The sequence below is a fragment of the Calothrix sp. NIES-2100 genome, assembly GCF_963875285.1.
Classification (GTDB): Bacteria; Cyanobacteriota; Cyanobacteriia; order Cyanobacteriales; family Nostocaceae; genus Aulosira.
The window spans coordinates 8,199,489-8,224,804 of record NZ_CAWNLA010000001.1 but is presented as its reverse complement, the minus strand read 5'-3'; the positions used below and the strand labels follow the sequence as shown (position 1 = coordinate 8,224,804).

At 42.3% G+C, this 25,316-nt stretch carries 25 protein-coding genes; 9 read left to right on the top strand and 16 right to left on the bottom strand.

Annotation, left to right across the window (positions count from 1 at the left end; all coding sequences use genetic code 11):
• Nucleotides 1-142: 142 nt before the first annotated feature.
• A complete protein-coding gene (locus tag AACU32_RS33495) occupies nt 143-544 on the bottom strand; it encodes a ribosomal maturation YjgA family protein (protein ID WP_096606324.1) in 402 nt (133 codons plus the stop codon).
• Between the two features lie 167 nt (nt 545-711).
• A complete protein-coding gene (locus AACU32_RS33490; protein ID WP_339378493.1) occupies nt 712-867 on the bottom strand; it encodes a hypothetical protein in 156 nt (51 codons plus the stop codon).
• Between the two features lie 429 nt (nt 868-1,296).
• On the opposite strand from AACU32_RS33490, the gene AACU32_RS33485 reads away from it, so the two are divergent.
• From AACU32_RS33485 to AACU32_RS33460, 6 genes are all read left to right on the top strand, one after another.
• Nucleotides 1,297-1,665 (top strand): alr0857 family protein, encoded by a 369-nt coding sequence (locus AACU32_RS33485; protein WP_096606322.1) that lies wholly within the window; start codon nt 1,297-1,299, stop codon nt 1,663-1,665.
• Between the two features lie 352 nt (nt 1,666-2,017).
• Nucleotides 2,018-3,445, top strand: a complete 1,428-nt coding sequence (locus tag AACU32_RS33480; protein ID WP_096606320.1) for a hypothetical protein — start codon at nt 2,018-2,020, stop codon at nt 3,443-3,445.
• Complete coding sequence (locus AACU32_RS33475; protein WP_096606318.1) at nt 3,442-3,783, top strand: hypothetical protein; 342 nt, start codon at nt 3,442-3,444, stop codon at nt 3,781-3,783. The genes AACU32_RS33480 and AACU32_RS33475 overlap by 4 nt, the downstream gene beginning before the upstream one ends.
• 22 nt (nt 3,784-3,805) lie before the next feature.
• Nucleotides 3,806-4,984 (top strand): ARPP-2 domain-containing protein, encoded by a 1,179-nt coding sequence (locus AACU32_RS33470; protein WP_096606316.1) that lies wholly within the window; start codon nt 3,806-3,808, stop codon nt 4,982-4,984.
• 358 nt (nt 4,985-5,342) lie between these two features.
• Nucleotides 5,343-5,618 carry a hypothetical protein gene (locus tag AACU32_RS33465; protein WP_096606313.1) on the top strand — a complete coding sequence of 92 codons (276 nt, stop codon included), beginning with the start codon at nt 5,343-5,345 and terminating at the stop codon, nt 5,616-5,618.
• Complete coding sequence (locus AACU32_RS33460) at nt 5,615-5,995, top strand: clan AA aspartic protease (protein WP_096606311.1); 381 nt, start codon at nt 5,615-5,617, stop codon at nt 5,993-5,995. The genes AACU32_RS33465 and AACU32_RS33460 overlap by 4 nt, the downstream gene beginning before the upstream one ends.
• A gap of 171 nt (nt 5,996-6,166) precedes the next feature.
• On the opposite strand, the gene AACU32_RS33455 is transcribed toward AACU32_RS33460, so the two are convergent.
• From AACU32_RS33455 to AACU32_RS33415, 9 genes are all read right to left on the bottom strand, one after another.
• Entirely contained in the window at nt 6,167-6,577 is a 411-nt protein-coding gene (locus AACU32_RS33455) for a response regulator (RefSeq protein WP_096608288.1), read from the bottom strand.
• A 127-nt stretch (nt 6,578-6,704) separates the two neighbouring features.
• Nucleotides 6,705-7,439 carry a Crp/Fnr family transcriptional regulator gene (locus tag AACU32_RS33450; protein WP_096606309.1) on the bottom strand — a complete coding sequence of 245 codons (735 nt, stop codon included), beginning with the start codon at nt 7,437-7,439 and terminating at the stop codon, nt 6,705-6,707.
• 595 nt (nt 7,440-8,034) lie between these two features.
• Nucleotides 8,035-9,216, bottom strand: coding sequence for an aspartate aminotransferase (locus tag AACU32_RS33445; RefSeq protein ID WP_096606307.1), 1,182 nt, complete (start codon nt 9,214-9,216; stop codon nt 8,035-8,037).
• Nucleotides 9,213-10,430, bottom strand: a complete 1,218-nt coding sequence (locus tag AACU32_RS33440) for an iron-containing alcohol dehydrogenase family protein (RefSeq protein WP_096606305.1) — start codon at nt 10,428-10,430, stop codon at nt 9,213-9,215. Before AACU32_RS33440 ends, AACU32_RS33445 begins: the two co-directional genes overlap by 4 nt.
• A 169-nt stretch (nt 10,431-10,599) precedes the next feature.
• Nucleotides 10,600-10,749, bottom strand: a complete 150-nt coding sequence (locus AACU32_RS33435; RefSeq protein ID WP_339378492.1) for a hypothetical protein — start codon at nt 10,747-10,749, stop codon at nt 10,600-10,602.
• Nucleotides 10,750-11,238: 489 nt separating this feature from the next.
• A complete protein-coding gene (locus tag AACU32_RS33430; protein ID WP_096606301.1) occupies nt 11,239-12,198 on the bottom strand; it encodes an orange carotenoid protein N-terminal domain-containing protein in 960 nt (319 codons plus the stop codon).
• A gap of 130 nt (nt 12,199-12,328) precedes the next feature.
• The gene (locus AACU32_RS33425) at nt 12,329-12,844 is read right to left on the bottom strand and encodes a response regulator (RefSeq protein ID WP_096606299.1); all 516 of its coding nucleotides are present in this window, start codon (nt 12,842-12,844) and stop codon (nt 12,329-12,331) included.
• Nucleotides 12,845-13,328: 484 nt separating this feature from the next.
• Nucleotides 13,329-13,784 (bottom strand): response regulator, encoded by a 456-nt coding sequence (locus AACU32_RS33420; protein ID WP_096606297.1) that lies wholly within the window; start codon nt 13,782-13,784, stop codon nt 13,329-13,331.
• A gap of 313 nt (nt 13,785-14,097) precedes the next feature.
• Nucleotides 14,098-15,015, bottom strand: a complete 918-nt coding sequence (locus tag AACU32_RS33415; RefSeq protein WP_096606293.1) for an acyl-CoA desaturase — start codon at nt 15,013-15,015, stop codon at nt 14,098-14,100.
• 467 nt (nt 15,016-15,482) lie between these two features.
• On the opposite strand from AACU32_RS33415, the gene AACU32_RS33410 reads away from it, so the two are divergent.
• On the top strand, nt 15,483-17,795 hold the full coding sequence (locus AACU32_RS33410) for an NACHT domain-containing protein (protein WP_096606291.1): 2,313 nt from the start codon (nt 15,483-15,485) through the stop codon (nt 17,793-17,795).
• Between the two features lie 446 nt (nt 17,796-18,241).
• Here AACU32_RS33410 and AACU32_RS33405 read toward each other — a convergent pair whose 3' ends face one another.
• Nucleotides 18,242-18,643: a fasciclin domain-containing protein gene (locus tag AACU32_RS33405; RefSeq protein WP_096606289.1), complete on the bottom strand. Its 402-nt coding sequence runs from the start codon at nt 18,641-18,643 to the stop codon at nt 18,242-18,244.
• Nucleotides 18,644-19,061: 418 nt separating this feature from the next.
• Here AACU32_RS33405 and AACU32_RS33400 point away from each other — a divergent pair, with 418 nt between their 5' ends.
• Together AACU32_RS33400 and AACU32_RS33395 are read left to right on the top strand one after the other, a co-directional pair.
• The gene (locus AACU32_RS33400; RefSeq protein WP_096606287.1) at nt 19,062-19,259 is read left to right on the top strand and encodes a hypothetical protein; all 198 of its coding nucleotides are present in this window, start codon (nt 19,062-19,064) and stop codon (nt 19,257-19,259) included.
• A gap of 16 nt (nt 19,260-19,275) precedes the next feature.
• On the top strand, nt 19,276-20,931 hold the full coding sequence (locus AACU32_RS33395) for a PRC-barrel domain-containing protein (RefSeq protein WP_096606285.1): 1,656 nt from the start codon (nt 19,276-19,278) through the stop codon (nt 20,929-20,931).
• Nucleotides 20,932-21,026: 95 nt separating this feature from the next.
• On the opposite strand, the gene AACU32_RS33390 is transcribed toward AACU32_RS33395, so the two are convergent.
• The 4 genes from AACU32_RS33390 to AACU32_RS33375 all read right to left on the bottom strand — a co-directional run bounded on the left by AACU32_RS33390 (nt 21,027) and on the right by AACU32_RS33375 (nt 24,555).
• Nucleotides 21,027-21,548, bottom strand: a complete 522-nt coding sequence (locus tag AACU32_RS33390; RefSeq protein WP_096606283.1) for a Ycf51 family protein — start codon at nt 21,546-21,548, stop codon at nt 21,027-21,029.
• 196 nt (nt 21,549-21,744) lie between these two features.
• Complete coding sequence (locus AACU32_RS33385) at nt 21,745-22,155, bottom strand: hypothetical protein (protein WP_096606281.1); 411 nt, start codon at nt 22,153-22,155, stop codon at nt 21,745-21,747.
• A 250-nt stretch (nt 22,156-22,405) separates the two neighbouring features.
• On the bottom strand, nt 22,406-23,731 hold the full coding sequence (locus tag AACU32_RS33380; RefSeq protein ID WP_096606279.1) for an O-antigen ligase family protein: 1,326 nt from the start codon (nt 23,729-23,731) through the stop codon (nt 22,406-22,408).
• Nucleotides 23,713-24,555, bottom strand: coding sequence for a YaaW family protein (locus tag AACU32_RS33375; protein WP_096606277.1), 843 nt, complete (start codon nt 24,553-24,555; stop codon nt 23,713-23,715). The genes AACU32_RS33380 and AACU32_RS33375 overlap by 19 nt, the downstream gene beginning before the upstream one ends.
• Nucleotides 24,556-25,316: the final 761 nt, after the last annotated feature.

Here is a 25,316-nt window from a genome sequence, read left to right as displayed (position 1 = left end):
ATTTATCACGATTAAGTAGGCTTATTAGTAAACTTTCAGTTATCCACAAGTTAAGGATGGGAAACATCCCAAGGTTGATGTAATAACCTCAGGTAGTAAATTGCGTGATTGTGCTGCGCGATCGCATCTGTAATTTAACTCGTTATTTTAACTTTACTCCCCGATATATCAGCCATAACCACAGCCATCCTAAGCCACTACCAATAAAATAATAGGGAAAATCTGCCCAAGTGAAGACAGCACCAAGTAACATTTTTCCCCACCAAAATGAACGTACCCAAACTAGAAATGGTGCTTGCCACAATTGCATAAACTCCACTAAGCAAGTAATTACTAATACCCATAAAGGAATTTGCCAAACTGCTCGGCGAGTGGGAATAAATATAAAGACGAATAAGCACCAAAATATCTCATAAAAAATCCCGCCTACCTCTTGGTTCAACCACCAAACAGAATGCCGATAGTGGCTGTATAAAAGTCCAATGGGCAGAACAATAGCCAGAGAAATAATAGTTCGCCAGCGAATTTTTGTAAGTATTGGCATTATTTAGGGTTTCCAATAAATTATTTATAGCCATAAAAAGACAATATTTTTATGGCGCGAAGCTGTGTCATCTATAAACAAATTTAAACCCTCTCCTGTAATCCAGGGGAGGGTGCTTAGAATTCCACTACCAAAAAATTGAATTGTTGTAATACTCCAAATCGGCTCTAAAAAGCGCCCATTAATATCCCTATAGTAAATAGCACAAACATCGCCATTGCTATTAAAACAATGGTGGGATAGGGAGCATGATTAATTTTGTCTAGATATTGATTTTTCTGACGGTCTTCTTCAGTTAAGGGTTTAAAACTCATTTCTCGCATGATATGATCCCCTCTGTTACTTCAGTACGTTTATGAAAAACTTCAACTCTTCTAACTATTTTTCATTAAACTACAGTTCTGATAATAATTACGAGCAAGGATAAAAATGTCTAAAAAAGTTTATCTAGTTTAATTGATTACAAAAAAAATCAATATTTGAGACTAATTGATACAGTTCATTACAAATCTACAAAAGGGCTAGAGCGGCTGACTACAAAGATAGTTACTTTCTACGGCGCGTAGCTTGCCACCGTAGGCATCGCATGGGGGAAATTCACAAAGATAAAGTTGGGGGATTCCCCTAGCTTAACTCACCTACCCTAGCTGTATAAAGCTGATTAGACAAGCGTTTGGGCTGTTTTACTCTCGATTGGCTGAGGGGAAATTCCTTAACATATTCTCAATATATAGATGAAGCACTTAAACACTATGTTAAAACTTACTTACACAGAAAATAGCTTTAGCTTAGAATATCTCGAAGTATCTTTGACAGATTGGGTAAATCAAAGAGTTATGCTAGCTTTGCATTCTGCAACTAATATTTACATCGAATCTAGTCAGGCAGCATTTCTACTTACTTGTGAATCTTCTCATCTGGTGGATTTAAAGAAATTAAATCAAGCAAATATTGTAGAAGTTTGTTCTTGTGATGCTTCGGCGGTAGAAGTTATTCTCAAAGGTACTTGGATAGCTTCTCATCAAGATAGTGAAGTAGGTATTTTTGTCACTTCCCTGAGCAAATCTGCGGAGTTATTGCTTGAGCGACTCGCGCAAACTGAACAATTCTGTTACGCTTGATTCTTAAGTTTTTCAGTCTTGCTGTTCGCGGGACTCTGGTGTGACTTCCGAACCCGAACTGTGAATTCGTCCTAGTCAGTCGCGCCGCCTTTCCCCGAACAGCACCCTAAATAATTCGTAATTCATAATGACGCTCGTTCCTCGCTACCGCTTCGCTAACGTAATTCATAATTATTTATAGTGTAGATTTATCTCAAAGTTTTCAGTCTTGCTGTTCGCGGGACTTGAGTATGACTTCCGTTCCAGTTTGTCAAATTGTTAAACTAAGTCGTGCTAATCTTTCCCCGAACAGCACTCTAAATAATTCGTAATTCGTAATTCGTAATTCGTAATTCGTAATTCGTAATTTATTATGGCTGCTGATAATAACCGCGTTGAACAGGTGGCGCGGGAAGATTTGGTAATGTTTATTAATGCTTGTCTAGCTTGCACGGGACAGCGTGAGTTTTATGATGATGCTTATGGTCAAAGAGTATCAATTGATTTTTTACACGATTATATTCTCGGTAATTACCGTTTACTTTATGCACGTTCTTTGGCTGCGGGGATTAATCATTTCAATCAAGCGCAAATTATTCTGAAGCTGTTGGCGACGGGAAAAGATACTTTGCCAGAAAATAAGGAAGAAGAGGGTGCTTTAATTGCTCATGCGCTGAATGCTTTACCACCACAACGGGCTTGGGGGGTTTTACAGCAGTTGCGTCAGCTTCGGATTAATAATCGGCGCAGTCGAGCGATCGCACGCGACTACCTACAACAGCGTCGTGATTTAAGTTTCCATGCTGTTAAGTATCGTCCGAAGGTAAGAGCGATCGCATCCCATGCGCACCTGAAACTTCAAGGTGAATTGGGTACTTTTCTCTTCCGCAACTGGAAACAAAGGGTTTACGAAACTGAGTTGTTTGAGAAATTTCGCCAAGCGCACTACAGTGCAGAAGCAATTTACGAGCTACCTTTCACTGTAGCGGAGGGATTAGCAATTAAACACAAGATTAAGCGCGATGTGTTTTTAAGCCGCATTCAACAGCAAATGACTGTGGGGGAAAAGTTGCGGTTTCAAGGTGCAGCAGAACGCACCCAAAAGGTGGAAATTGACTTAGATTTGGGACGTTTGCCTTTAACTAAGTTGGCTTTGTATATTCTATCTTTACCTCTGGAAACCAGAACACAGCGATGGGATATTTTTCATCAAGCAATGGAGCGATCGGCGCGGTATGTGTTAAAAAAAGCACCGTTAAAGCTGGGAAAAGTTGCCGCTGTTTTAGATTGTAGCTACTCTAGTTCTGGTTCTAGTGAAAAGCGCCGCCGTCCTTTGGGTGTGGCTTTGGCTACGCACTATTTATTACAAGCAGCAGCAAAGGAATATCGTCCTTTTTGGACAGTACCCACAGAAAATGCATTGCAAGTACGCGCCCACGGACAAACTGATTTAGCTACACCACTATTAGCCGCTTTGGGTTCTGGTGCAGACTTGATTGTGATTGTATCTGATGGTTGCGAAAATTATCCCCCCAAGGGTGCGGCGGAAGTTTTGCGGGTATTTCGGACTAAGTTAGATCCTGGGCGGCGAACTTCCATCATTCATTGCAATCCGGTGTTTAATTCTGAAGATTTTTCTTTGCGCAATCTCAGCCCAATTATCCCCACAGTGGGATTAAGGGATGCAGAAGATTTACCAACCATGTTAGGATTTGCTCGCTTTGCTGATGGTTCTGCACCGTTGTCTGAATTAGAAGCATATTTGGCTGAACGAGTGCGAGAAATGCTGAGTGGAACATGAAGGTTGCAGTTTTGAACTCGGAAGTTGCAGTTCTGAACTCGGAAGTTGGGGTTTTGAACTCGGAGGTTGGGGTTTTGAACTCGGAGGTTGCAGTTCTGAAGTCGGAAGTTGGGGTTTTGAAGTCGGAAGTTGCAGTTTTGAACTCGGAAGTTGCGGTTTTGAACTCGGAAGTTGCGGTTTTGAACTCGGAAGTTGCGGTTCGGAACTCGGAAGTTGCGGTTCGGAACTCGGAAGTTGCAGCTTTTTTGTTTCACGCAAAGGCGCAAAGGCGCAAAGAAGTCTTTAGTAGGGTGTGTTGTCGCCAAGCGCAACGCACCGTCAACAATATAAATGAATAATTTTGATAAATAATTTTGAAATATGGCAAGCAAACAGAAATTATTAACCGATATATCTTTAAAAGGCTTGGAAATTGCACCTTCGCAGATACGGGGTGCAGTGCGGATTGTACCTTTACTGCGGCGTGAGGTGCGGGGAGATTTACGGTTAGTGCGGCGTGGTTACAACGAAGATATTACTGTTGTTTCCTTGGATGGAAAGATGACGGAACCTGGGATGAAATATTATTCCTATGTGCCTCATGGGTTGGTGATTTCTTGGAGTGATGATGGTAGCCCCATTGCTAGCTTTGGCGGACAGATGTTGAAGCCAGACGATAAGCGTTTAGATTGCGGTTGTGCAAGTGTGCGGTTGATGCATCGCATGGCTAAGCGGGAATCTCAGAATCAACTGAGATTTTTACCCCTGCATTTGGCGATGGAAGGTTTTCTGTCATTGTTTTTTTCTGGCCCAGATATTGCTTGGAGTGAATATTCTAAGTATGCCCTGTCTCACGGCTTAGGTTCTCGTTCGGAAATGTCTTTTAGTGGACGTTATATTGCGGGATTGGAAGATGCTTTGCGGGTATTTGAGATTCATCCTCGACAGGTTGGGGTGTTGGTATTTGTGGCTGAGACTTTAGCATCGGCTTTTGTGGTTCCCACGCCAGAGGATTATCGCGCTTTGCACACCAGTTTACTAGAGGACTTCTACGGCGAGTTGATTTATGAATACAGTTTGATGTTTAACACGCCTTTGCCAATGGATGTATCTGTAGATGATTCTACAATTAATAGTTTGGCTTCTTTGCGAAGTGCGATCGCGCAAATGCGATCAAATTGGGCTGCTTTTCAGGGGTTCATGGCTGAAGGACTGTTGCAACGTCAGCTAAATTCCCAGCGAGTATATACAATGGGGCCGTTTGTTTTACAAAGATTTATCACTAATCTGCTTCCCAAAGAGGAAAATCATATTGGGGAAGCGATCGTCCGAGAAAATGGCGAATTAGAATATCTCAAAACTTACCGCCTTTCAGCTGCCCAAACCCGTCGAGTTTATTTACTCAGTCAGTTACATTTATATAACTGGAACTTAGATGCTACGGCGAAAGCACTGGGTAACACCCGCGAGGAATTTGTAACGCGCTTGGAAACAGCCGGCTTTGGCTATTTACTCAATCAACAAGTGCGAGATGCTGCTAGGAAAAAGCGGAAAAAATAATTCGTAGTTAGAATCAGTGCTTGCTCTAAATCATTGGTATACAGTGCCAGCTTGAGTGCTTATGGACAGCGGATTGTCACCCCTATAATTAAAATATATAGCGGTTCTCTGTCAAGTGAGGTACACCGAACCCCACCCCCAACCCCTGCCCCTAATCCCCAAAGGGGGCCCCGAGTTCCCCGCAAGCGAGGAGGGGGCTATGATGTACCTCATGTTATTAGGAAATGCTATAGCGGTTCTCAGTTGAAATCTGGAACCCCTCCCTGCTTGCGGGGAGGGGCTAGGGGTGGGGTGATAGGGTATTGCATCCCAACGAGAAGCGCTATAGAAAAAACACTAGACGAAAATTAGGTGTAATATGCAGGCTATTTTTTGGAGTGTAGAAGAAGTTGCTCAAAGAGCCAAACAATTTTATGAAAATGGGATTCGCCAACAAGTTGAACATGGCGATAATATTGGCAAAATGATTGTGATTGATGCGGAAACAGGCGAATATGGAATTGATAAAAGTGGTGTTGAATCAGCATTAAGGTTAAAGCAGAAGAATCCCATCGCTAGATTATTTACTATGCGAATTGGTTATGATGTTGCGTTTAGTTTTGGTGGTGCTTCTATGGAGCGTACAGTTGAATGATTTATGGAAGATTGATAGGTGATAAGGCAATAGTTCCAGTGATTTTTCGTTTACCACAACAACCAGATTTTTCGTTGAATTTTACCATCGATACTGGATTCAACGGTTATCTTACCTTACCACCACAAGCAGTCAGTGCAATGAATCTTCCTTTGTATTCCAGTACACCTATAAAATTAGCTGACGGTAGCGAAGGTTTCTCAGCTATACATTTAGCAACTGTTCTTTGGGATGATGTAGAAAAAGTCGTCTTGATTTTAGCTTCTGGTTATCAGCCTTTATTGGGAGTTGCAATGATGGAAGGATATCATCTGGAGATAGATTTTGAAGACAATGGTTTGGTTTCGTTAGAACAAATACCAAGCTCGATTGTATAGATTCTTAATAGATAGATTGTCAATTAGATAATTATCACAGCGATCGCTCTCTTCAACAAACTGGATTTCTGCCTGATGCTACAATATCCGCGATTGTCAGTTGTCAGTTGTCAACAAAGCAATAGTGATTTATCTCCGTTGTCCCCTCTGCCTTCTGCTTTCTCTCCCATATCAAGCATACTGCTGGAGTTGAGCTAAATCATGAACTGCCTTAGCTAATTCATCTAAGTTAATCGGCTTGTGTAGATAGTTTTGATAACCTGCTAAATATGCATATTGCCGATCCTCATCCATCACATAGGCGCTAAGAGCGATCGCTCTTGTGATTCTACCTCGCTCTATGTCAAGTTTTTTAATTTTTCGCAGTAAGGAGTAGCCATCTTCATCGGGTAAGCAAATATCGCTAATCAGGACATCTGGTTGGAAGCATGAGAGGATTTCTAGCGCTTCCTCTGCTGAATTCGCCGCCATAACCTCTGCCCCCTCAAGTTCAAACAAAATGGTGAGTAGCTTTGTTGTATCAAGGTCATCATCAACAACAAGTAAGCGTAGTCCCTTGAACGAAATGGGTTTGTTATCCATAATTTCGACCATTATGAAAGTTTAAAATCTGGAGTAGCGATTAAATTTCCATGCTCACTCATCTTTTATTTAAACGCTTGTAGATGTGCTTGTCTGTCCGCTCTCGCACATAGAAATGTAAAAATTTTTATCGCTGTTTGCATACAGACAAATTACCCCATAACCGAGCAAATTCGGTTTTTACTACCCGGTAACACTCGCAGGAAGCGGCTTCTAAAGCCTGCTTATCCAGGATAGTAATCTGACCACGGTGGTAACTGATAATTCCTGATTGGCTGAGGGTATTAGCAGCGACAGTAACACCAGAACGCCTTACGCCCAGCATTTGCGCCATAAATTCTTGCGTCAGCGGAAATTCTTGAGATCCAATCCGGTCAGAAACTTTCAGCAGCCAGCGGGCGAGGCGCTTTTCTAGGCTATGGACACGGTTACAAGCAGATCCTTGTGCTAGTTCGCTGAATACAGCTTGTACATAGCGCAGCAGCAGGCGTTGCAGATATCCACCCTTGTCAAACTCGGTTTTGAGTACATCTGCATTGATCCGCATTCCATCGCCTGGTACCTGCACAACAGCTTGGAGGAATGAAATATTGTCTCCCAAAATTATGGGAATACCCGCCATACCTTCTTGACTAACTAAAGCCGCTTCCACTGTTGAACTATCATCCATAATGATAACTAAAGAAATTACTGCCTGATGGGGAAAGTAAGCGTATTTGATCGGCTCTCCTACTTCGTAAATAACTTGCTGGTTTGAGAGTGGAACTAGCTGCAAATGAGGCACAAGACTTTCATATTCGGAAGGAGGTAAAGCAGCAAGTAGCTGATTTTTCGGATGTATTAAGGGATTGTTTACTGACATTAAAATTTGCCTTCATTTAATTGCCAATAGAAAAATCTACTCAAGGCAAAAAAGAAGAATTAAAAAAAATCTTAATGTCCAAAGTTATTTTCTAAAGCGTTATTTCTGTCACTTGAATCAACCACGGCTTTAGAGGAGTAGTATTATTCTTCCCTCTTATTAACCTTTACTTTATAATTCATTATACTGTATTTACTATGGCGAATTGAAATGTAAAATATTGATGTTTGAAAAATCACAATTTATTGTAAATATCAAACAACCTCTTAGTTACAGCAGTTTTCCATTAATTAGACCACGCAGTAGGGGCACGGCAGCGAGAATCTTCTGGTACATGTATAGCGGTTCTCACTTGGATGCAATACAACCAAGGGCGGGGAAACCCCGCCCCTACAGGCTTTGCGATTTAAAACTGTACCTCACCGATCCGAAAACCGCTATAATAATCTTACTGGTGCCGTGCCCCTACGAAAGGATCTGTGGTTCAATTAGCACCGAAACTGCTGTCAGGAAGTTGATTTGGAGCAATGTACAAGTATAAATACTAAATTAGACGCGAGATCTCGCGTCTAATTATTGTGTCTGACAATGGCTATTAGTAATGAATCCCAGCTTGTTTAAACCTGTGTAAAGCTTCACCCAAGCGATCGCAGTCGGCAATTAAACTGATTCTGACATACCCTTCGCCAGCAACGCCAAAGGCATTACCTGGGGTAACGACAACGCCAGTTTGTTGCAATACATCTAAGGCAAAATCTGTGGAACCAACGCCCTCAGGACATTTCACCCAAAGATACATAGTTGCTTTGGTTTTGGGAATATCCCAACCTAACTTTCCTAACCCTTCTATGAGGAAATCGCGGCGGGTGCGGTAGCGTTGTTGGACTTCATGCAAGTATACATCGGGTAGTTGCAATGCAGTTTCGGCGGCTGTTTGCAAGGCGGCAAATATACCATAATCTAAGTTGGTTTTTAAAGTCCGCAAGCCTTGAATTACATGGCGGTTACCGACTACAAACCCCACACGCCAACCCGCCATATTATAGGTTTTCGATAAGGTGTGAAACTCTACACCAATTTCTTTTGCACCGGGAATTTCTAATAAGCTAGTGGGTTGATAACCGTCAAAAGCTAATTCGGCATAACATAAGTCATGCACTAAGAGAATTTCATATTTCCGGGCAAAAGCCACGATTTCCTCAAAGAATTCGCGGGGTGCAGTGGCAGCTGTGGGATTGCTGGGATAGTTGAAATAGAGGATTTTGGCTTTTTGGGCAACTTCTTCGGGAATCGCCCCTAAATCAATTAACCAGTCGTTTTCTGGTTTGAGAATCAAGCTGTAAACTTGTCCGCCAGCGATTACCGGGCCGCGAAAATGGGCGGGATAGGCGGGAGAAGGGACAAGAACTAAATCCCCAGGATTAATGTAGGCGATCGCTAAATGAGTTAATCCTTCTTTAGAACCGAGTAGCGGTAAGGCTTCGCTATCGGGATCGAGAGAGACACCGTAACGGCGATCGTACCAATTAGTAATAGCACGGCGAAAACTAGCAGTTCCCTCAAAGGGCGGATAACCGTGATTGGCAGGATTTTGCAATGCTTCTATTGCTGCTTCTACCACCGGTTGTGGTGTCGCGCCATCTGGGTTTCCCATGCCCAAATCAATTAAATCTAGCCCTTGTTCCCGCGCTTTTGCCTTTAGCTCATCTAGACGGGCAAATACATAGGGTGGTAGCTTCTGTATCCGTTCTGCTGGAACAATCCAATCCAAACTCATTGCTCAACCTCGTCACTTACTCCCCTAACTGAGACGCGATTTACCGTGTCTCGACTATCTACTGGTGCAGTGGTAGAAACCATCGCCGCCATTAACTGTTCCAGGGCTACTTTAAACGGTAGTCGATGGATATCGGAATTCGGAATTAGGGCGATTTCCGCAGCGTTTTGCAGTTGGGCTAGGGTAATATTGCCCAATCCCAAATCACTCAATTTTTGTGGTAGTCCAATCTCTGCATAGAATTTCAACAATTGTTGCCTTGCAGCTGCTGCTAGCTGATTGCCCTGTACCATTTCTTCTAACCGCAGTTGCACTAAAATTCCATAGGCAACTTTTTCACCGTGAATACTGCTATGGCCAGCAACATGAGTTAAACCATTATGCACGGCATGGGCAGCAACGGTACGACACTGGGCACCTCCGAGTCCGCCAATCACCCCAGCCATTAACACTGTAGCATCTACAACTTCGCGCCAAACTTCACTACCTGGTTCTTGCAAAGCGGTGACTGACTTTTGAAATAAGATATCCCGCAAAACTCGTGCTTGTTGAACTGCGGCAATAGTGAGAGTTTGTTGTGAATGTCCGCTACTTACCGAGGCTTCGTACCATTTAGCGATCGCATCCCCAATCCCTGCTACTAAAGTATGCTGTGGGGCAGTTTGGATCAAATCGTAATCGAGGATCAGTAAATCTGGACAGCGAGATAGGGCGACATCATAAAGAAACGCCCCTGTTTCAGAATACACGTTCGATAGGGCAGACCAAGCCGCGCAGGTAGCCGCTGAGGTGGGAATGGTGACTACTGGTAATTGCAACTGATGGGCGACTAATTTCGCTGTATCCAGTGCTTTACCACCACCAACACCGATAATCAAATCAGCTTTATGTTCTTTTGCGGCTTTGCGTAAAGATTTCAGACTAACTTCACAGCAATCTGCACCATAATCAGCTTGGGCTATGTGTAGCTGTTTTTGTTCTAAAATCGGTGACAAACTTTCTTGGGTCATCCCCAAAGTGCGTAGACGCGAAGCGACTTGTCGTAAGACATCGCCTGCCACAATTAAGGGACGACTTCCCAGTTGGGCAATCTCTGCTGCTGCCGATTTTAATACACTGGAGCCACGAATTACTTTTGCAGGCGCGATCGCCAGCGTCAATAATGAACTAGGTGTTTGAGTAGACAAGGGTTGAGTAGAAATTTGATTGGGCATATAACTAGTTTGCCAAAACCTTGATATTTCTTAACAAAATAAAAGTGATATAAGTTAGGCTGTTTGCCACTATCAGCAATCCTGATGCCTCAACTAGTAGAATTGGGGAATGACATCAACTAAGCCAATTGCCAACTGGATGAGCAGTTTGACAGTATAGCTCAATTCTCTATTGCCCATTATCCTTAAATTCCGAACTATCAAAGTTTTGAATAACCGTATAACTAATTAACAATACCACTCCCAGAGAAAGAAGGAAAAGGCTTTGGTCATGTGGGGTTTGGGCTGAGGAAGAACTAATAATTTCTTCTGTCACCATTACCCATCACCAACAGGCTGATTAACTTTTTCTCATCAATGGCATCGCTAGATTAATATCTTAAACTAAAAAAAATGATTATTGTATACTGAGATACAAAAACATAATTGTTTTAATGATAACCGAAAAATTAGATTCTGCTTACTGGAATATACTGACTAGATGACGCAGCATTAGTTGTGCAAAAAGCTTGTCAGACATAACAAATATCAATTCGATGGCGGAGGAATATGCACTTGATGAGTGGTGCAAAAAACACAATATAAGAAAATTCCGGAAAAAAGGAGAATGGGAAAGGGGAAAAAACATTTAACCCACATCTATTTTGAGAAGCATAGTTTTAAAAGTAGTGGGAGCATCTTGCTCCCTACTCTTCGTAGCTACTCCAGGTTTCAAAATGGACTAGGTTTAACCAAATGCAGTCACCTTTTCCCCAAACCAAAGTCGAAACCCAACAAACCCATAAATGTTGGGTTTCGCAAACCTGTTCTACCTTAAGAGGCTGAGGTTGAGTAGTTCTTCGGGAGAAGCCAAAATGTCAATAGCCAAAAAGAAAATTTTGCCTTGAGGATCGATCAAGAATCGCCATGCTAGGTTTATTCCCACATTGTCACCAAACCAGGCAGTTTGCACTTTCCCTGTCACTTTAATTTGAGTAAACTCTTCTGCTGCTGACTCAGATACACCTTGCTCAGGGAGCAGCTTGAGTCCGTAGCATTCTTCACGCATATACGAGAGGATGGACTCTTGACCGACAATTGGTTCATGGAAAGGGGGTTGTAGTCCACCGTTTTGAGCAAATAAAGCCACAGATGCCTCAAAGTCAAAGACGTTCATGTTCTCCATGTAGCTCAAAACAGTCACGTTATCGATTCCCTGAATCTTGACTTTAGTTCGCGGTGCGATATTTTTAGGTGGAATAACAGGTTGTGTGATTTTTTGAGTACCATCCGTTGGAGAATATCCCATATTGATGACAATCTCCTGAAATACGCTCAGTTGCTGCCCACCTTCAAGTTGACGGATCGCTTGGAGAACATCTGATGCCTTCGCAGACATTTTATAACCTTCTGGAATGGGAGCAACTATTCCCTGTTTCATCCACTCGCTTAACTGATACCAGAAGCCCAGCTTGATATTCGTGCCAAAAGAGGCATAGGTATGGCAGATATCTGTATCAGTATGATTAATTAAATCGCACATAACTTGCGTTTGCTTTAAAGCAGGCATTTGCTTAATTTCAGTCAGGGTTTTTTCTGCGAACACCATATTAGCTGCTCCCATAGCAGCGGGAGTGATTGTAGCTCCCATCTCGGTATAGGCAAACCAAAGTAAAGCCAACTGATCCTCACCAATCAGTTGATTGAATGATTCAACAATAGCGGGAACTGCATTAGCAACTTGAGTATTCGGAAAAATCGAGCGTGCAGAGTCGATAGTAAAAGACATTGTTCAAAATCTCCAGAACGAAATTAGATTAATTTGTTGATCGGGTTTAAAAAAAAGTGATGCTGTCTTAAAAAGAGGGGCTAGAGAAGAGAGATTTTCTTGTTTGGTTGTGGGTTTTTCCCCTGAGGGGCTAGCCTGGAAATGCCACAGCTAACTGCTTTTCAAGACTTAGATCGCCATCTGTAGAGGTATGACCTAAAATCCGTTGAGCGATCGCATATGAAGACTTTTGGCAAATCACTAAACAGGCAAGCACAGTCAGGAATTCATCAAAATCCAGGGGTTTGGCAAACAACATGTCAAACCCAGCAGACAGCGCACGTTTACTCATCTTTTCATCAGCATAGCCTGTTACAGCAATGGCTAGCACCGCTTCCCCTCCCTCTCCGGCTTTGGTTCTCAATTGGTGAATCAAATCAAAGCCATCCTCCTTTGGCAAAGCCAGATCACTCACGAGGACATCAGGCTGCCATTGCCTAAAGATTTCTAGAGCCACCTGGACTGAAAACGCTGTTTGCACCTCCACACCATAAATTTGCAGCAACAGCGTCATCAAATCGCAGCAATCGACATTATCATCTACAACAAGTACTCGCAGCCCTTGAAGGGATGAAAAATTAGTAGGAAATTCATTATTTGTATACATGACAACTCCGATCGCGATTTAACAGGCAAGTAGTTGTAAAAAGTCGATCGCCCCAAATAGGTTTTAACTGGACAGTGAATGATTTCTGATTGATTCCCCTGTATTATGACAAGTGACTGTTTGATTTATGGGGTTATTTGATTAACTTCGACAGGAAAAGTAAAGAAAGTTTCAGATCTGAATTATTTCAATATTCTTTTACTAAAAAACATTCACAAATTAGTGGGTAATTGTCTATAAATATAAATAGTCACTGCCCTATTGCTAATTTTTTATACCGTAAATAAGTGGGTGGGCTTAATTAAATGTAAGACCTCTCTCCAAACCTCTCCCCTTCCCTCTCTTCTCTCAAGGGGAGACGCGCAAGGGACGTAGGGAAGGGGTTGGGGGTTAGGTCTATCTTATGTTTAATTACGCCATTCTACTTACTTGAAAATGCTGGATATCACTACCTTTCAAAACTTAGATCGCCGGCTTAACGACATTATTCACCACTCACTAGAGCGATCGCAGATGAAGACTTTTGGCGAATTGCTAAAATGCCAAGCATAGCCACTAACTCATCAAGCTCCACAGGTTTGGGCACCCACAAATCAAACCCAGCTAGCATAGTACGTTGATGCATCTGTTCATTTACACAGCCTGTCATCGCAATAGCTGGTACGCATTTTCCTAGCTTTGTTGTAAGTTTTCTGACTTGATGAATCAGGACATAACCATCTTCTTTTGGTAAAGCAATATCACTGACAAGGATATCAGGTTGCCATTGCATAAACGTTTCCAGGGCTTGCTGGACTGAAAATGCAGTTTGCACCTCTACACCATAGTTTTGTAACGTCTGTGTGATCAAATCACAACAATCGACATTATCGTCTACAAAAAGTACTCGCAGCCCTTGGAGAAATGGAGAAGTAGGAGAAAATTCATTATTTGAATACATAGCGGCTCCAATTGGGATTCCGTGTGTAATTAGTGCTAACAACTCTCGGTAATCCCAATACGAGAGTTATTTAGGTAGAGGGCAATAATTTCGCATTATTTTCCTTACTTCTACAGCATGATAGGTTGCTGTTTTATTTCTTGGTTTATTTGATTAACTACGAGATAAACGGTAAGAAAATGGGCATTGGGCATCCCTTCTGGTGCGTCCGCTACGCGAACGGCTCCGCTCAGGGCAAGTGGGCATGGGGCATGGGACATGAGTTCCCTTCTTCTTTGTCCCCCTTGTCCTCCTTGTCCCCAGTCCCCATTATTCAATCGACATCGCTATCGCTAATATTGATCACTTGAGAAGTTTTATCTGCCGATTTTAAAGACAACTGCTCATAGATTTGTTTAGGAGGAGTTCTTAAATTCCAAACAATTCCCAGCCATGCAAGTAGCGTCAGAATGTAATGAGTAACATCTATTTCCCACCAATAGAATCCTTGACGTTCTGAAGCTGGATAGAAATGATGATTATTATGCCAACCTTCACCGAGAGTAATTAAAGCTAAAAACCAATTATTGCGACTACTATCGATTGTGTTAAAACGACGATCACCAAAGATATGGGCAAGAGAATTAATTGTAAAAGTCGAGTGATAAAGCAGTAAAGTACTTAAGAAAAATCCCCAGGCAAGCATCTGTAAGCCATTGGTTTTTAGCTGAGGAATATATTGCTGAAATACTATACCAATTACAGTTAATATGATTGCTAGAACAATAGGTACAATCATGTGAAAACGATTTAACCACTGCAATTCGGGATATTGTGCAAAATCTCGAACTTTCTTTTCATCTGTTTGGGAATATTTAGGGCACATCACCCAGCCAATATGCGACCACCAAAAACCATGAACAATAGGTGAATGAATATCTTGTTTTGTGTCTGAATAGTGGTGATGATGACGATGATGTGCTGCCCACCATAGTGGCCCTAACTGGGCAGCAGAATTACCGATCACAGCCAGAATAAACTGAAACCAACGGGTTGTTTTATAAGTGCGATGTGAAAAATAACGGTGGTATCCTGCTGTGACTCCAAACATCCGAATGAACCAGAGTGCAAAGCATGTAATCAAAGCAACCCAACTAAAACCTACCCAAAAAATTAACAGGGTACCAATATGAATGGATATAAAGGGAATATTACCTAATATATCTATTTTATATTCTTGTTCAGATAACATAGAGAACCTCAAAAAACATAACTGACCCTAGAATTTAGCCATTAGGTGCAGATAACCATGCAACGATAGATGGGGTACTTCTAAAGCATGAAAGAGCGGGGCTGGAAATTAGGTCTTGGCAAATGTTGGAGACTTATAATATAAGTTCATCATATTTGAATTTGTTACAAAAATATATAAAAGTAATCTTAAATCCCGAAAATTTGCCATTTACAGTCGTTTACTTATACACAGAAGCCAAAAACTCAATATTCATCAGGTTTTTAGAGAATAGATTCCACAAATTGACCCCTATTTTCAGTGGGAATAAATTTTAAATGGTTTGATTTCGATACAATTAGAATACATCCTTTGGCGTGTGTATAACTTCACCCAAGGGGAAGATTCAATAGCATAGAAAAACCTAGAAAATCCATAGTGTACATAAAAATTGAAATTCTAAGTTTTAAATATGAGCTTTTTATTTTATGGTCAGGCGATCGCTCCAAGCATCACTCACAGGGATTCAACAGGCTAAACGAGCATTCGCCCTTAAGGGATGGACGCAGGAAAATTTGGCAGGTGAAGTTAATTTAAAGACTAGACAACCCATTTGGCGGTTTTTCACGGGTCGTCCGGTTGAACGTCATATATTTTTAGAAATTTGTTCTGTATTAGATCTGAATTGGCGAGAAATTGCGGATAATCCCCCAGCAGAATTCTCAGATCCCGGAGAACGCGCTCAGGCTTCTGTCTTGGTTATTGATGCGTTGGTGCAAAAAGTGCGATCGCAACGCCGAGAAAAAATTCAAGACCAATGCGGTATCTTACAGTTATTGGACATCAGCCGCCCTGTTGGCATCGATGACATATATATTGATGTCAATATTTTGGAGGAAATTCCCAGCCTTCAGTTGTTTGAGATGTCTAACTTACAAAACCTGAATCCAGAAGAATTTGACCGCATTGGAATAGGTGAAGTTTCTCAACAACAAATATCAGGTATACAAGCAGTCGAAACCTACTCCAAGCTGAGGGTGCTGGGTAAACCGGGGGTAGGAAAAACCACATTTTTGCAACATCTCGCCATTGAGTGTAACAACGGTGCATTTGCGGCGAACCAAGTTCCTATTTTCATCACACTGCGGAATTTTGCTGAAGAGTGTCGGCGCAACGGCGAATTTAGTTTATTGAACTATATCCGCCAAGAATTTCATCGTTCGGGAATTTCCGATCCGTCAGTGATTGAAACCTTGCTTTTAGCAGGTAGAGTGTTGCTGTTACTTGATGGGATGGATGAAGTTCTCAACCAACACAGCAATGCTGTCTTAGGAGAAATTCGCAGATTTTCGGAAAAATATCACAAAAATCGCTTTGTAGCCAGCTGTCGAACAGCGGCTCAAAAGCTCAGGCTGCGAGGCTTTACCGATGTTGAAATTGCCCCGTTTACCCAAGAACAAATCATTGCCTTTGTGCAAAAATGGTTCGTAGTATTCACCAAAACAAACACTCAGGGTGGTCTGGCGCAGTCACAAGAGTTTATTAAAAAGCTAGACTTACCAGAAAATTGGCAATTTCGCCAACTCATCGTTACCCCTATATTTCTGCATCTTGCCTGCTGGGTGTTCCACGGTCAAGAAAAATTTCCGGCTAAGCGGACGGAGTTTTATAAGCAAGGGCTAGATCTTCTTTTGGGCAAATGGGATGAAGCCAAAGGTGTGGAACGGGACGAGGTTTACCAAGGGTTTTTATTACCACAAAAGCTCAAGTTATTGAGTCAGATTGCGGCGGTAACCTTTGAGCAAGGTCAGTACTTTTTTGAGCAACGCGTAATTGAGCAATATATTAGCGACTACATTCAGAATCTGTCGGAAATGACCATAGATGCAGAGGAACTGCAACTAAAAAGCGAAGGGGCGCTGAAGGCAATTGAGGCGCAACATGGGCTACTGGCAGAACGGGCACGAGGCATTTTTTCCTTCTCTTATCTGGCGTTTCAAGAATACTTCACTGCGAGAAAAATTGTTGCCAGCCATAACCTAGAGGCATTAGAGCAAGCGCTAGGAGGACTAGTGAGTCACATCACAGACCCTCACTGGCGCGAAATCTTCTTGTTGACCGCTAGTATGCTCAGAAGTGCAGACTCCCTGATGCAGTTGATGAAGCAACAAATTGATGCGCTAGTAGCTCAAGACCCTTATCTACAAGAGTTTTTATCCTGGGCTAGCCAAAAATCTCGTACTGCTCCCACAGCACCCAAGGATGCAACAGTGCGAGCATTTTACCTTGCCCTTTCTCGGACTCCTCATGTGGCTGCTCACTTTGCCTTGGCTTGCACCCTTGACCAAGGGATGTTTCTGGATGCAGCGTTGGATAACCTGCTACTAGGGAGTGCAATTGACCACAGTCAAGATTTTGCCTATGCTTATGCCTGTGGAGATGCTCTCTCGAACATTTTGGGCATTGTTCTGGATGCTGGATTGCAAAAATCCTTGCAACAACTCAGAGATCAATTGCCGAATTCTCATCAAAATGGAGAAAAATTTCAGGCATGGTGGCGAGCAAACTCTTCAGCCTGGGTTGAACAATTAAAGATGACGATCACGAATTATCGTAATATTCACCACCACTGGCAGTTTAGCCCAGAACAACAACAAGTACTGCAACGTTATTATGATGCCAATCAGCTATTGCTCGATTGCCTGAATAGCAATTGTGAGGTGACAGCTGCTATCAGGCAGGAAATTGAAGCAACTTTATTGTTACCTCAAAAGGAACTTGAGGATAGGGAATGGCAATAGAATTTGTCGGTTGATCTCACAACAGAAAACACAGATAAATCTAGATTTTATCTGTGTGTGACTCAGGTTAATTTTGGTTTAATTCAGATTTTGGTAAGTAGCTCAACCTAAATAAATATCATATGCTTTTGTCATTGCGAGGAACGAAGCAATCGCTGTGGACTGGGATTGCTTCGTCGTTCCTCCTCGCAATGACATCTTACGTTTTCTTTGGTTGACCTACTTAAGAGGATGTTTTAAAAGTTGTCGGTGATGTATCAAAAACTTTTCGATCCCCCTAAATCCCCCTTTTTAAGGGGGACTTTAAGAAGTTTTCCCCCCTTTTTTAAAGGGGGCTAGGGGGATCTTGATACAACTTGATACTTTACAAACAACCTCTAAGAAGTCTAATACATCTTGGTGGTTGTGATGTATCGACTAAAAGTAATTGCTATCTCAGCAATTATTTATGCAGGCATTAAAACTGTATCAATGATGTGGATAACGCCATTATCAGCCGCAACATCTGGTGTTGTAACTGTGGCATTATTTATTTTGACACCATGAGAAGCGTCAATTTTCACATCTTCACCTTCAACCGTTTTAGCTGATTTCATTTTAACTACATCAGCCGCTAGCACCTTGCCAGAAACGACATGATAGGTCAGGATTTTTTTAAGTTTGGGAATGTCCTTCAGCAATGCATCTACTGTACCTGCGGGAAGTTTAGCAAACGCTGCATCAGTAGGTGCAAAAACGGTGAATGGGCCAATACCTTTGAGAGTCTCTACTAGACCAGCAGCTTTAACAGCAGCAACCAAAGTACCGAAAGAACCAGCACTAACAGCAGTATCTACAATGTCAGCCATGTGATTTACCCTAAGTTTTGTGTAATCTCTTTACAAGTTTGAGTATGACAGGCTGTTGTTTCAAATCATGTTTCATCTGGCGTTTTAATAGCGTATAATTTGTATAATTTATCCGAAAGATTTAAATTTTATAGGAATATTTTTAACAAGATTAACTAAAATTATCTTTTCGGCAATACAATAGTATTAACGCTAAAAATAACCATATTTATTTAACAAAATAAGTACAATAAATCGGCAGAAAAAACTCTGCTTTGGGTAATAGATTTTTCTAAAAAATTTATTACTTTTTTAGAAAAAATTAGCGATTATATATGTCTAAAGATAGATATATATGCCATTCGTGATTTAGCTAAATTTGCTTAATATTTACAGCAAGTTGAGCGATAAAAACCACAATAAATAATCAGAGGGAAAAATGCCTAGACTTGTAGGACAGCGCTCTAATACAGGAGCAAACATCACAGTCCTCATCATCCTGCTCGCCATCTTTGGGGTATGCCTGGAATACTTTGGCGTGATTGACATTGTTCCTGGTTTTGGGCAAGAGGGACGATATTTTCAGCTAAAAATTCAGCCAAGCAACGAACAAGTAATCGAACAACCTAATCAATAATAACTGCGAGGGATAAATGCGTAAAGGTAGTGATGTTATCGATAAAGTGGTCGTCACATACGATGCGGGTAAGAAAATTGAGCGAATTCTAGATTTAATTTTTGATCAAAATCGCAATCAAATTTTGGGCTTTTTGGTAGAAGAGAAGGGACTGTTTCGGGATGCAAAGGTAATTCCCTTGCAAGAGGTGCAAGCTATAGGCTTAGATGCGATCGTAGTTAACTCAAAAGCATCTGTTGTTGAAGCACATCGGATTCCGGCAATTAAAGAGATTTTGCACAAGGGTATCGTCCTGAGAGGAACGAAAATTCTCACCACTGAGGGACTCAACCTTGGGGGACTGGTTGATTTGTTCTTTGATGAGCATAGTGGACTGGTGGAAGGATATGAAGTTTCCGGCGGTGTGTTTGCCGATGCTTACTCTGGGCGATCGTTTGTTCCTGCTCCCGAAACACTGAAAATTGGTGACGATGTTGCCTTTGTGCCGCCAGAAACTGCTCAAATGATGGCAGAACAAGTTGGTGGTATCAGAGGCGCTGTGAACGCAACTGAGGATAGATTCCAAAACTCGGCTGATAGTGCCAACCGCAGACTGCAAACAGTCGCTCAAACTGTGAATGAGCAACTGCAAAACTCAGTAGAGAACGTGAACCGCAGGCTACAGGAAGTCAGCCAGAATGCAACTGAGCAATTGCAAGCGGCTACTGATGCTACTAGCAGCAAACTGCAAGACTTCAATCAAAATGCGACTACTTCACTAACAAACAATTTGGTTGATCCGGCACAGCAAAAGCTATATGTGATTGGCAAGCAAGTTGAACGAGATGTGCTGACTCCAGACGGGAGTATACTTTTACTACAGGGACAGGAAGTTACACCCGATGATGCAGAAGTAAGCGATCGCCTGGGTATCCTTGATGAACTTTATCGAGCTACAGGTGGCAGTTTGACTGCAAACATCAGCCGGAATCTGCAAGCAGCAGCAGAATCTACGAGCAATCGCATTGGCAACGCAACTCACAGTAGCGTCGCTAATCTGCGTCACTCAATTGATGGGCTGGCTACACAGGTAGCGATTCAGCAAGCAAAAGGGCGCAGAGTCCTGCAAACAGTGCGGGCTAACGACGGCTTAATTATTGCCGCATCTGGGCAAATTGTGACCGAATCCGTCCTCGAACGTGCCCAGACTTACGGTAAAGAAGCAGAATTACTCAACGCTGCTGGTTTAGATTTGGCAACCGCAGTTCGTTCTGGTGCAAGTGAAACATGGTTAGAAACCAAAGTTCAAATGCGCGACGGGGTAAGCGTCGCCCAAGAGAACCTCAATACTTTCTGGCAAACCTTGAAAAAGCAGTCTGAAAAGTTACAGGGACGCAGTGCCAGGGCAATGAAAAAGCAACGGATTGAACAAGCACTAGGTCGTCCGGTTACCCGTGTCATTCTTGACCCACAAGACAACGTGATTTTGAATGTGGGCGAACTCATTACCCATAGCGCCGTCCGTCAGGCTGAAGAAAGTGGAGTGCTGAATATCTTGCTGAGTTCAGTCTATACCAAGGAACCAGAAATCTCTGACCAGGAGTTAAGAGCTTCAGAACACGGAATGGCAGCCCTAGTGTATCACGGTAATGGGCGATCGCAAATTGAACCGAAATCAATTTTAGTCAACTAACGTGAACTAAGCTTGATGCTTTTTAGGCAGGTTGAATTTAACGTGAGGCATAACGAAAAGAATTTGTTATGCTTCACATTTTATGGCCGATATTTCTAAGCGGTGGGCTTTGGCAATTGCGCAAATTTTTCTGGGTAAATTTCCACAGTTATTTCCGCGTTTTCACGACTAACGAGCGATCGCTTGATTTGTCCCAAGTATAGTGGCACAGAAACCCCTGGTTCTGGATGAATCAGAGTCCGGGCACGAATTGTCAGTTGGTTGTCAGTCTTTGAACCTAAGCGGCCATAAGAATACAGATTACTCGCTGCTTGACGTAAAGTTGCTTCTAATGCTGAAGGCGTAATATCGGGTGAGGTTGCAATTACTGCGTGTGTAGCACCATTATCATAAACTAGAGTGAACCGCACCGCACCAGGAATGACAGTGCGACTCAAAGGTACTAACGAGAGTGCAAATAAACCACCTGTCAGCACCAGCATAAAACCAGTCGTACCCACCAGCCGAAAGCGAATGCCCCATTTAAAAATTAAACCCAGCACTGTCAAGGCGGCAAATACCAACGTGGCAATACCTGACCATTGGGTATATTGAAGGAAGTTAGCTGTTGTGAGCATAAGATTGGCTACGGAAGCGTGATTTTTCGATTACTGACAAAACCATTCTACCTAGTGGAGCGATCGCTCAAATCAACTTAGCCCCATCTGACTTAAGTAAGTAGGCGCGATTAAACCGAACTAAGGGTAAAAGGTTAAAGGTTTTTCCCCTTTCCCCTTTCCCCTTCTAAATATAGTTATGTTTTCTCCTCAACAGCTACAGGTTTAAGGATGATAATCTCAAACTCTGACAAGAAATCACCAGACTACCATCTTCAGAAGTTGAAACCTCTACTTTATATTGCGGTAGACAAGTTTCTACTGTATTACCTTTAATAATTTTCATTTCTTCTGCAAGGATGCAACTTGTAAACTGTCCTTTTTCATTAACAGAGAGATAATTTTGACCTTTACATCTAAAATTAGATGTATCTGTGTTCAGACTGGAAATTTGCAAATTTATATCCTGGCTAAGGATACAAGTTGCCAAGGAACCATTGGCATGATTAGTAATAGTGCCTGTTTCACAGACAACTGAAGCTTTTGCAGGAAAAGAAATTGCAAAATTTAAGGTTAATAAACCTAAAGAAGTTGTGACAACTGATAACCATGAAGAGAATGTTTTCATACACAAATTCTGAGATTTTTGGGTGCAATATTCTTGATGTGTTTATCACAACAGAATGATAAAAAAAAGGCATCTGCAAGAGATGCCTATTATGCAGGAAAACCCCCAGAAGGGTTATCCGTACACCTTCCCAACAATCAGCAACAGTGACTAACTTGGATTAGCCACACTCACAGACGTGAATATCGTAATTTTATTAACTGTTAACAATAAATGACTCCGGTATATACACTGAAAAATCTGGGCAAGGCTAATTTTCTCTAGCTCTCAATTTATCATCTTGGTTGTAGCGATAGACTAATCCGCAAACCGCAGATAACATCAACCATGACAGTGTATTCAAGCGGAAATCGTAGAGAGTGACATCAACAGTATTAGATAGTAACCACCCGAATAAGGCGACAATATATGTGAAAAATATCAATCTATCTTCGGGAATTGGGAATTTTGATTTTTGCAGTAATTTAACCGCTGCAAACAAAATCCAGCCAATTAAACCACAAAATAACAGAGTACTAGGTAGACCAGTTTCAGCCGATAGCATTAAAAATAAGTTGTGGGGATGACCTAGAGAAATCTGCATTTTCGCTTGGTATAATCCGGTGAAATTGCGTAATCCCCAGCCCGTCCAAGGATGTTGCTGAGTTAAAACCCAAGCAAATTCCCATTGGGTTTTGCGCATTAAAGCAACAGGCCTATCGGGATACATATCGTCGTTTAACCGCGCCCAAAAGAAAGCGGGAACGAAGCGGCGAAAAAATTGGGCGAATGGTGAGGGAGCAAACGCTGCTAACAGAATACAGGTAACGATCGCAGCAACACCCCCTACGAGAATCCGCCAACCTTGGTAAAGTGCATAAGCTAAACAGACAGAAATTGCGATCGCCCAGCCATTACGTGAGTTGGTAAAAATTAAGGCTATGAAATTGAGAATTCCCGTAATACTCAGAAAGATGAGGGGTACTTTAGAGTGTTGGTTTGTTCTCTTAATTAACTGCCATTGCTCTAGCCCTAAACCTAAGCCTAGAGTAAAAACTATGACTAAATAAGTACCTAAGGTATTAGCGTGCATTAAAATTGATGACATTCGACCTGGTGGTTCGCCTCCAGGTGCGATCGCCCACTCTAATACCACCCATAAAAACGTTAAATTCAGAGTCCAGCCTAAAAAGAACTGTCCCCAGCCCAGAATAGTTATGGGCACAGAAGCAATCAGCAAAATCCAAGCCATTTGCCGTAATTGGGCGATTTTTTGAAATAGGGCACTCAATCCGGCAAAAACGATGAAATAGGGTACAAAATTAAATAAACCGACAAATGCAGGGGTTTTGTCATAGGCGAACCCAGCAGTAATAATAAGCAATACACTCAGAATCGCAAATCCCCAATTCAGGGGACGGCGGATAATTTTGCCCCATTGGCGCACCACAGTAATTAAGGATGCCAAAACTATCAACACAGCCCCTAAAAAGGGACTCAATGGGAAAAGAACAAGTCCCACTTGAGTCAAATTCCAAGGCAATTGTAAAGCTGGATTTGGATGGTAAACAGCTTGTTTCAAGCTAGCTCCCAAGATTCACTACGGGTCAGACGAATTTGCGCTAAAGCAAAGATAGTCGGAATAATTCGACCATAGTTAGTGGCGATCGCCCTCCACCCCAAATCTGCAAAGAACCAAGCCCACATAACTGGCCCAATAAATGCAAAAACACTACGCACCGCGCCATAACGAGCTGCATTGACAGTCATACCGCGCCGTGCCATTTGCAGGGCTACGTAATTTTGAAACTGCGTAGTTGTAGCTGCTGTTCCTTGAATAGCAGCTTCTTTAGCTACTTGATAGGTAGCAAAGTGTGTAGCAAATTGGCAAGCAATTTGTTTAAGTACCAGTGGTTTAATAACGGAAGTCACAGCTAAAGCACTACCACCTTTGAAAATTAATCCTAAAGGGTCACGTTGCAATAAAAGTGGTAGTGGTTGTTTGGCTTCTGATTTCATCAGGTGACGCTGCACCTGTACAGTTAATTTTTGCTTTTCTTGTTCTGGCAATTTTCTCCACACATGCCCTAATAGATGCAAAAATACTTCTGCTTCTAAATCTACTGTCGCCAGTTGCTGAGAATAGGGTATTTTTAAATACTTACATACTTGAATTAATGCTTGGCGGTAAGTTACCTGGTTGGTGCGTCCCCGCAAGACCGTCATCCCATCTGCTGCTAAAAAGCGAAAACGCTCCTCAAGTGTATCTAACCAAGCCTTGCGGTCTTGGCTTTGGACTTCGATTGGTTCTGGTGTGTGAACATAGTCTAAGGGATTGAACTTACGACTAAACAGAATTGCCGTTAAATCCTGCAATTCTTCTTCAGTTGCTAGCTCTAGAGCCGCCCTGAGTTCATCCAATTTCCCTTCCTCCCTTCGGTGCTGCTTTCTGTACCCTATTCTACTATTAGGTTTCAGCAGTCATTTAGTAACGTTTGTTGCAAGATGGTGAATTCATCAACAAATTGCCTGACATCATCCAGTGCTGGATCGTGTTACACCACATCTGGCGGTATTAACTGTAGTCAAATGTAGTAATTATGAACTTGGTTGAGAATAACTCAGCATTTTGGCAATATTCTTCACATATAGGCAGCAATTGCCCAGCCAGAAATTAAGAGGAATTGCCTTGTGCGCAAGGCAATGTCTCAACTTATGTACTTCATTGCGCTTAAGAGCGGGACGCTTCTCTGCGAGAGGCTGCGCCAACGCGCTCAGCGTAAAGCCTACGGCATAGCTTCTCTACGAGACGCTTCTGGTGCGTCGGCTGACGCTCCTACGTCGCTACCGCTGACGCTCGAAGACTCGCTAACGCTGCGCTAACGCTAACGCCAACGCGAACGCTTAGGGCGCAGCCTCTCCAACAGGAGAAGCTATGCCGTACCCCTGGAAGCAAGCTACGCGCAGCGTCTCGTTCCTTGGGAGAAGGCTTTACGCGAGTCATTTCAATACGGTTCGGTTAAGGGGGAAAGGGAAAAGGGCCCATTCAAACCTTTCCCCCTTACCCCTTAACCTTTTCCCTTTCCCAAAAGGGAGATGAAAATTGCTTATCCAAACGGTATTGCGAGTCATGTGTCATCTATCAGTAGTCAGTTGTTGAATGTTGGAGTTTAATACCCCGT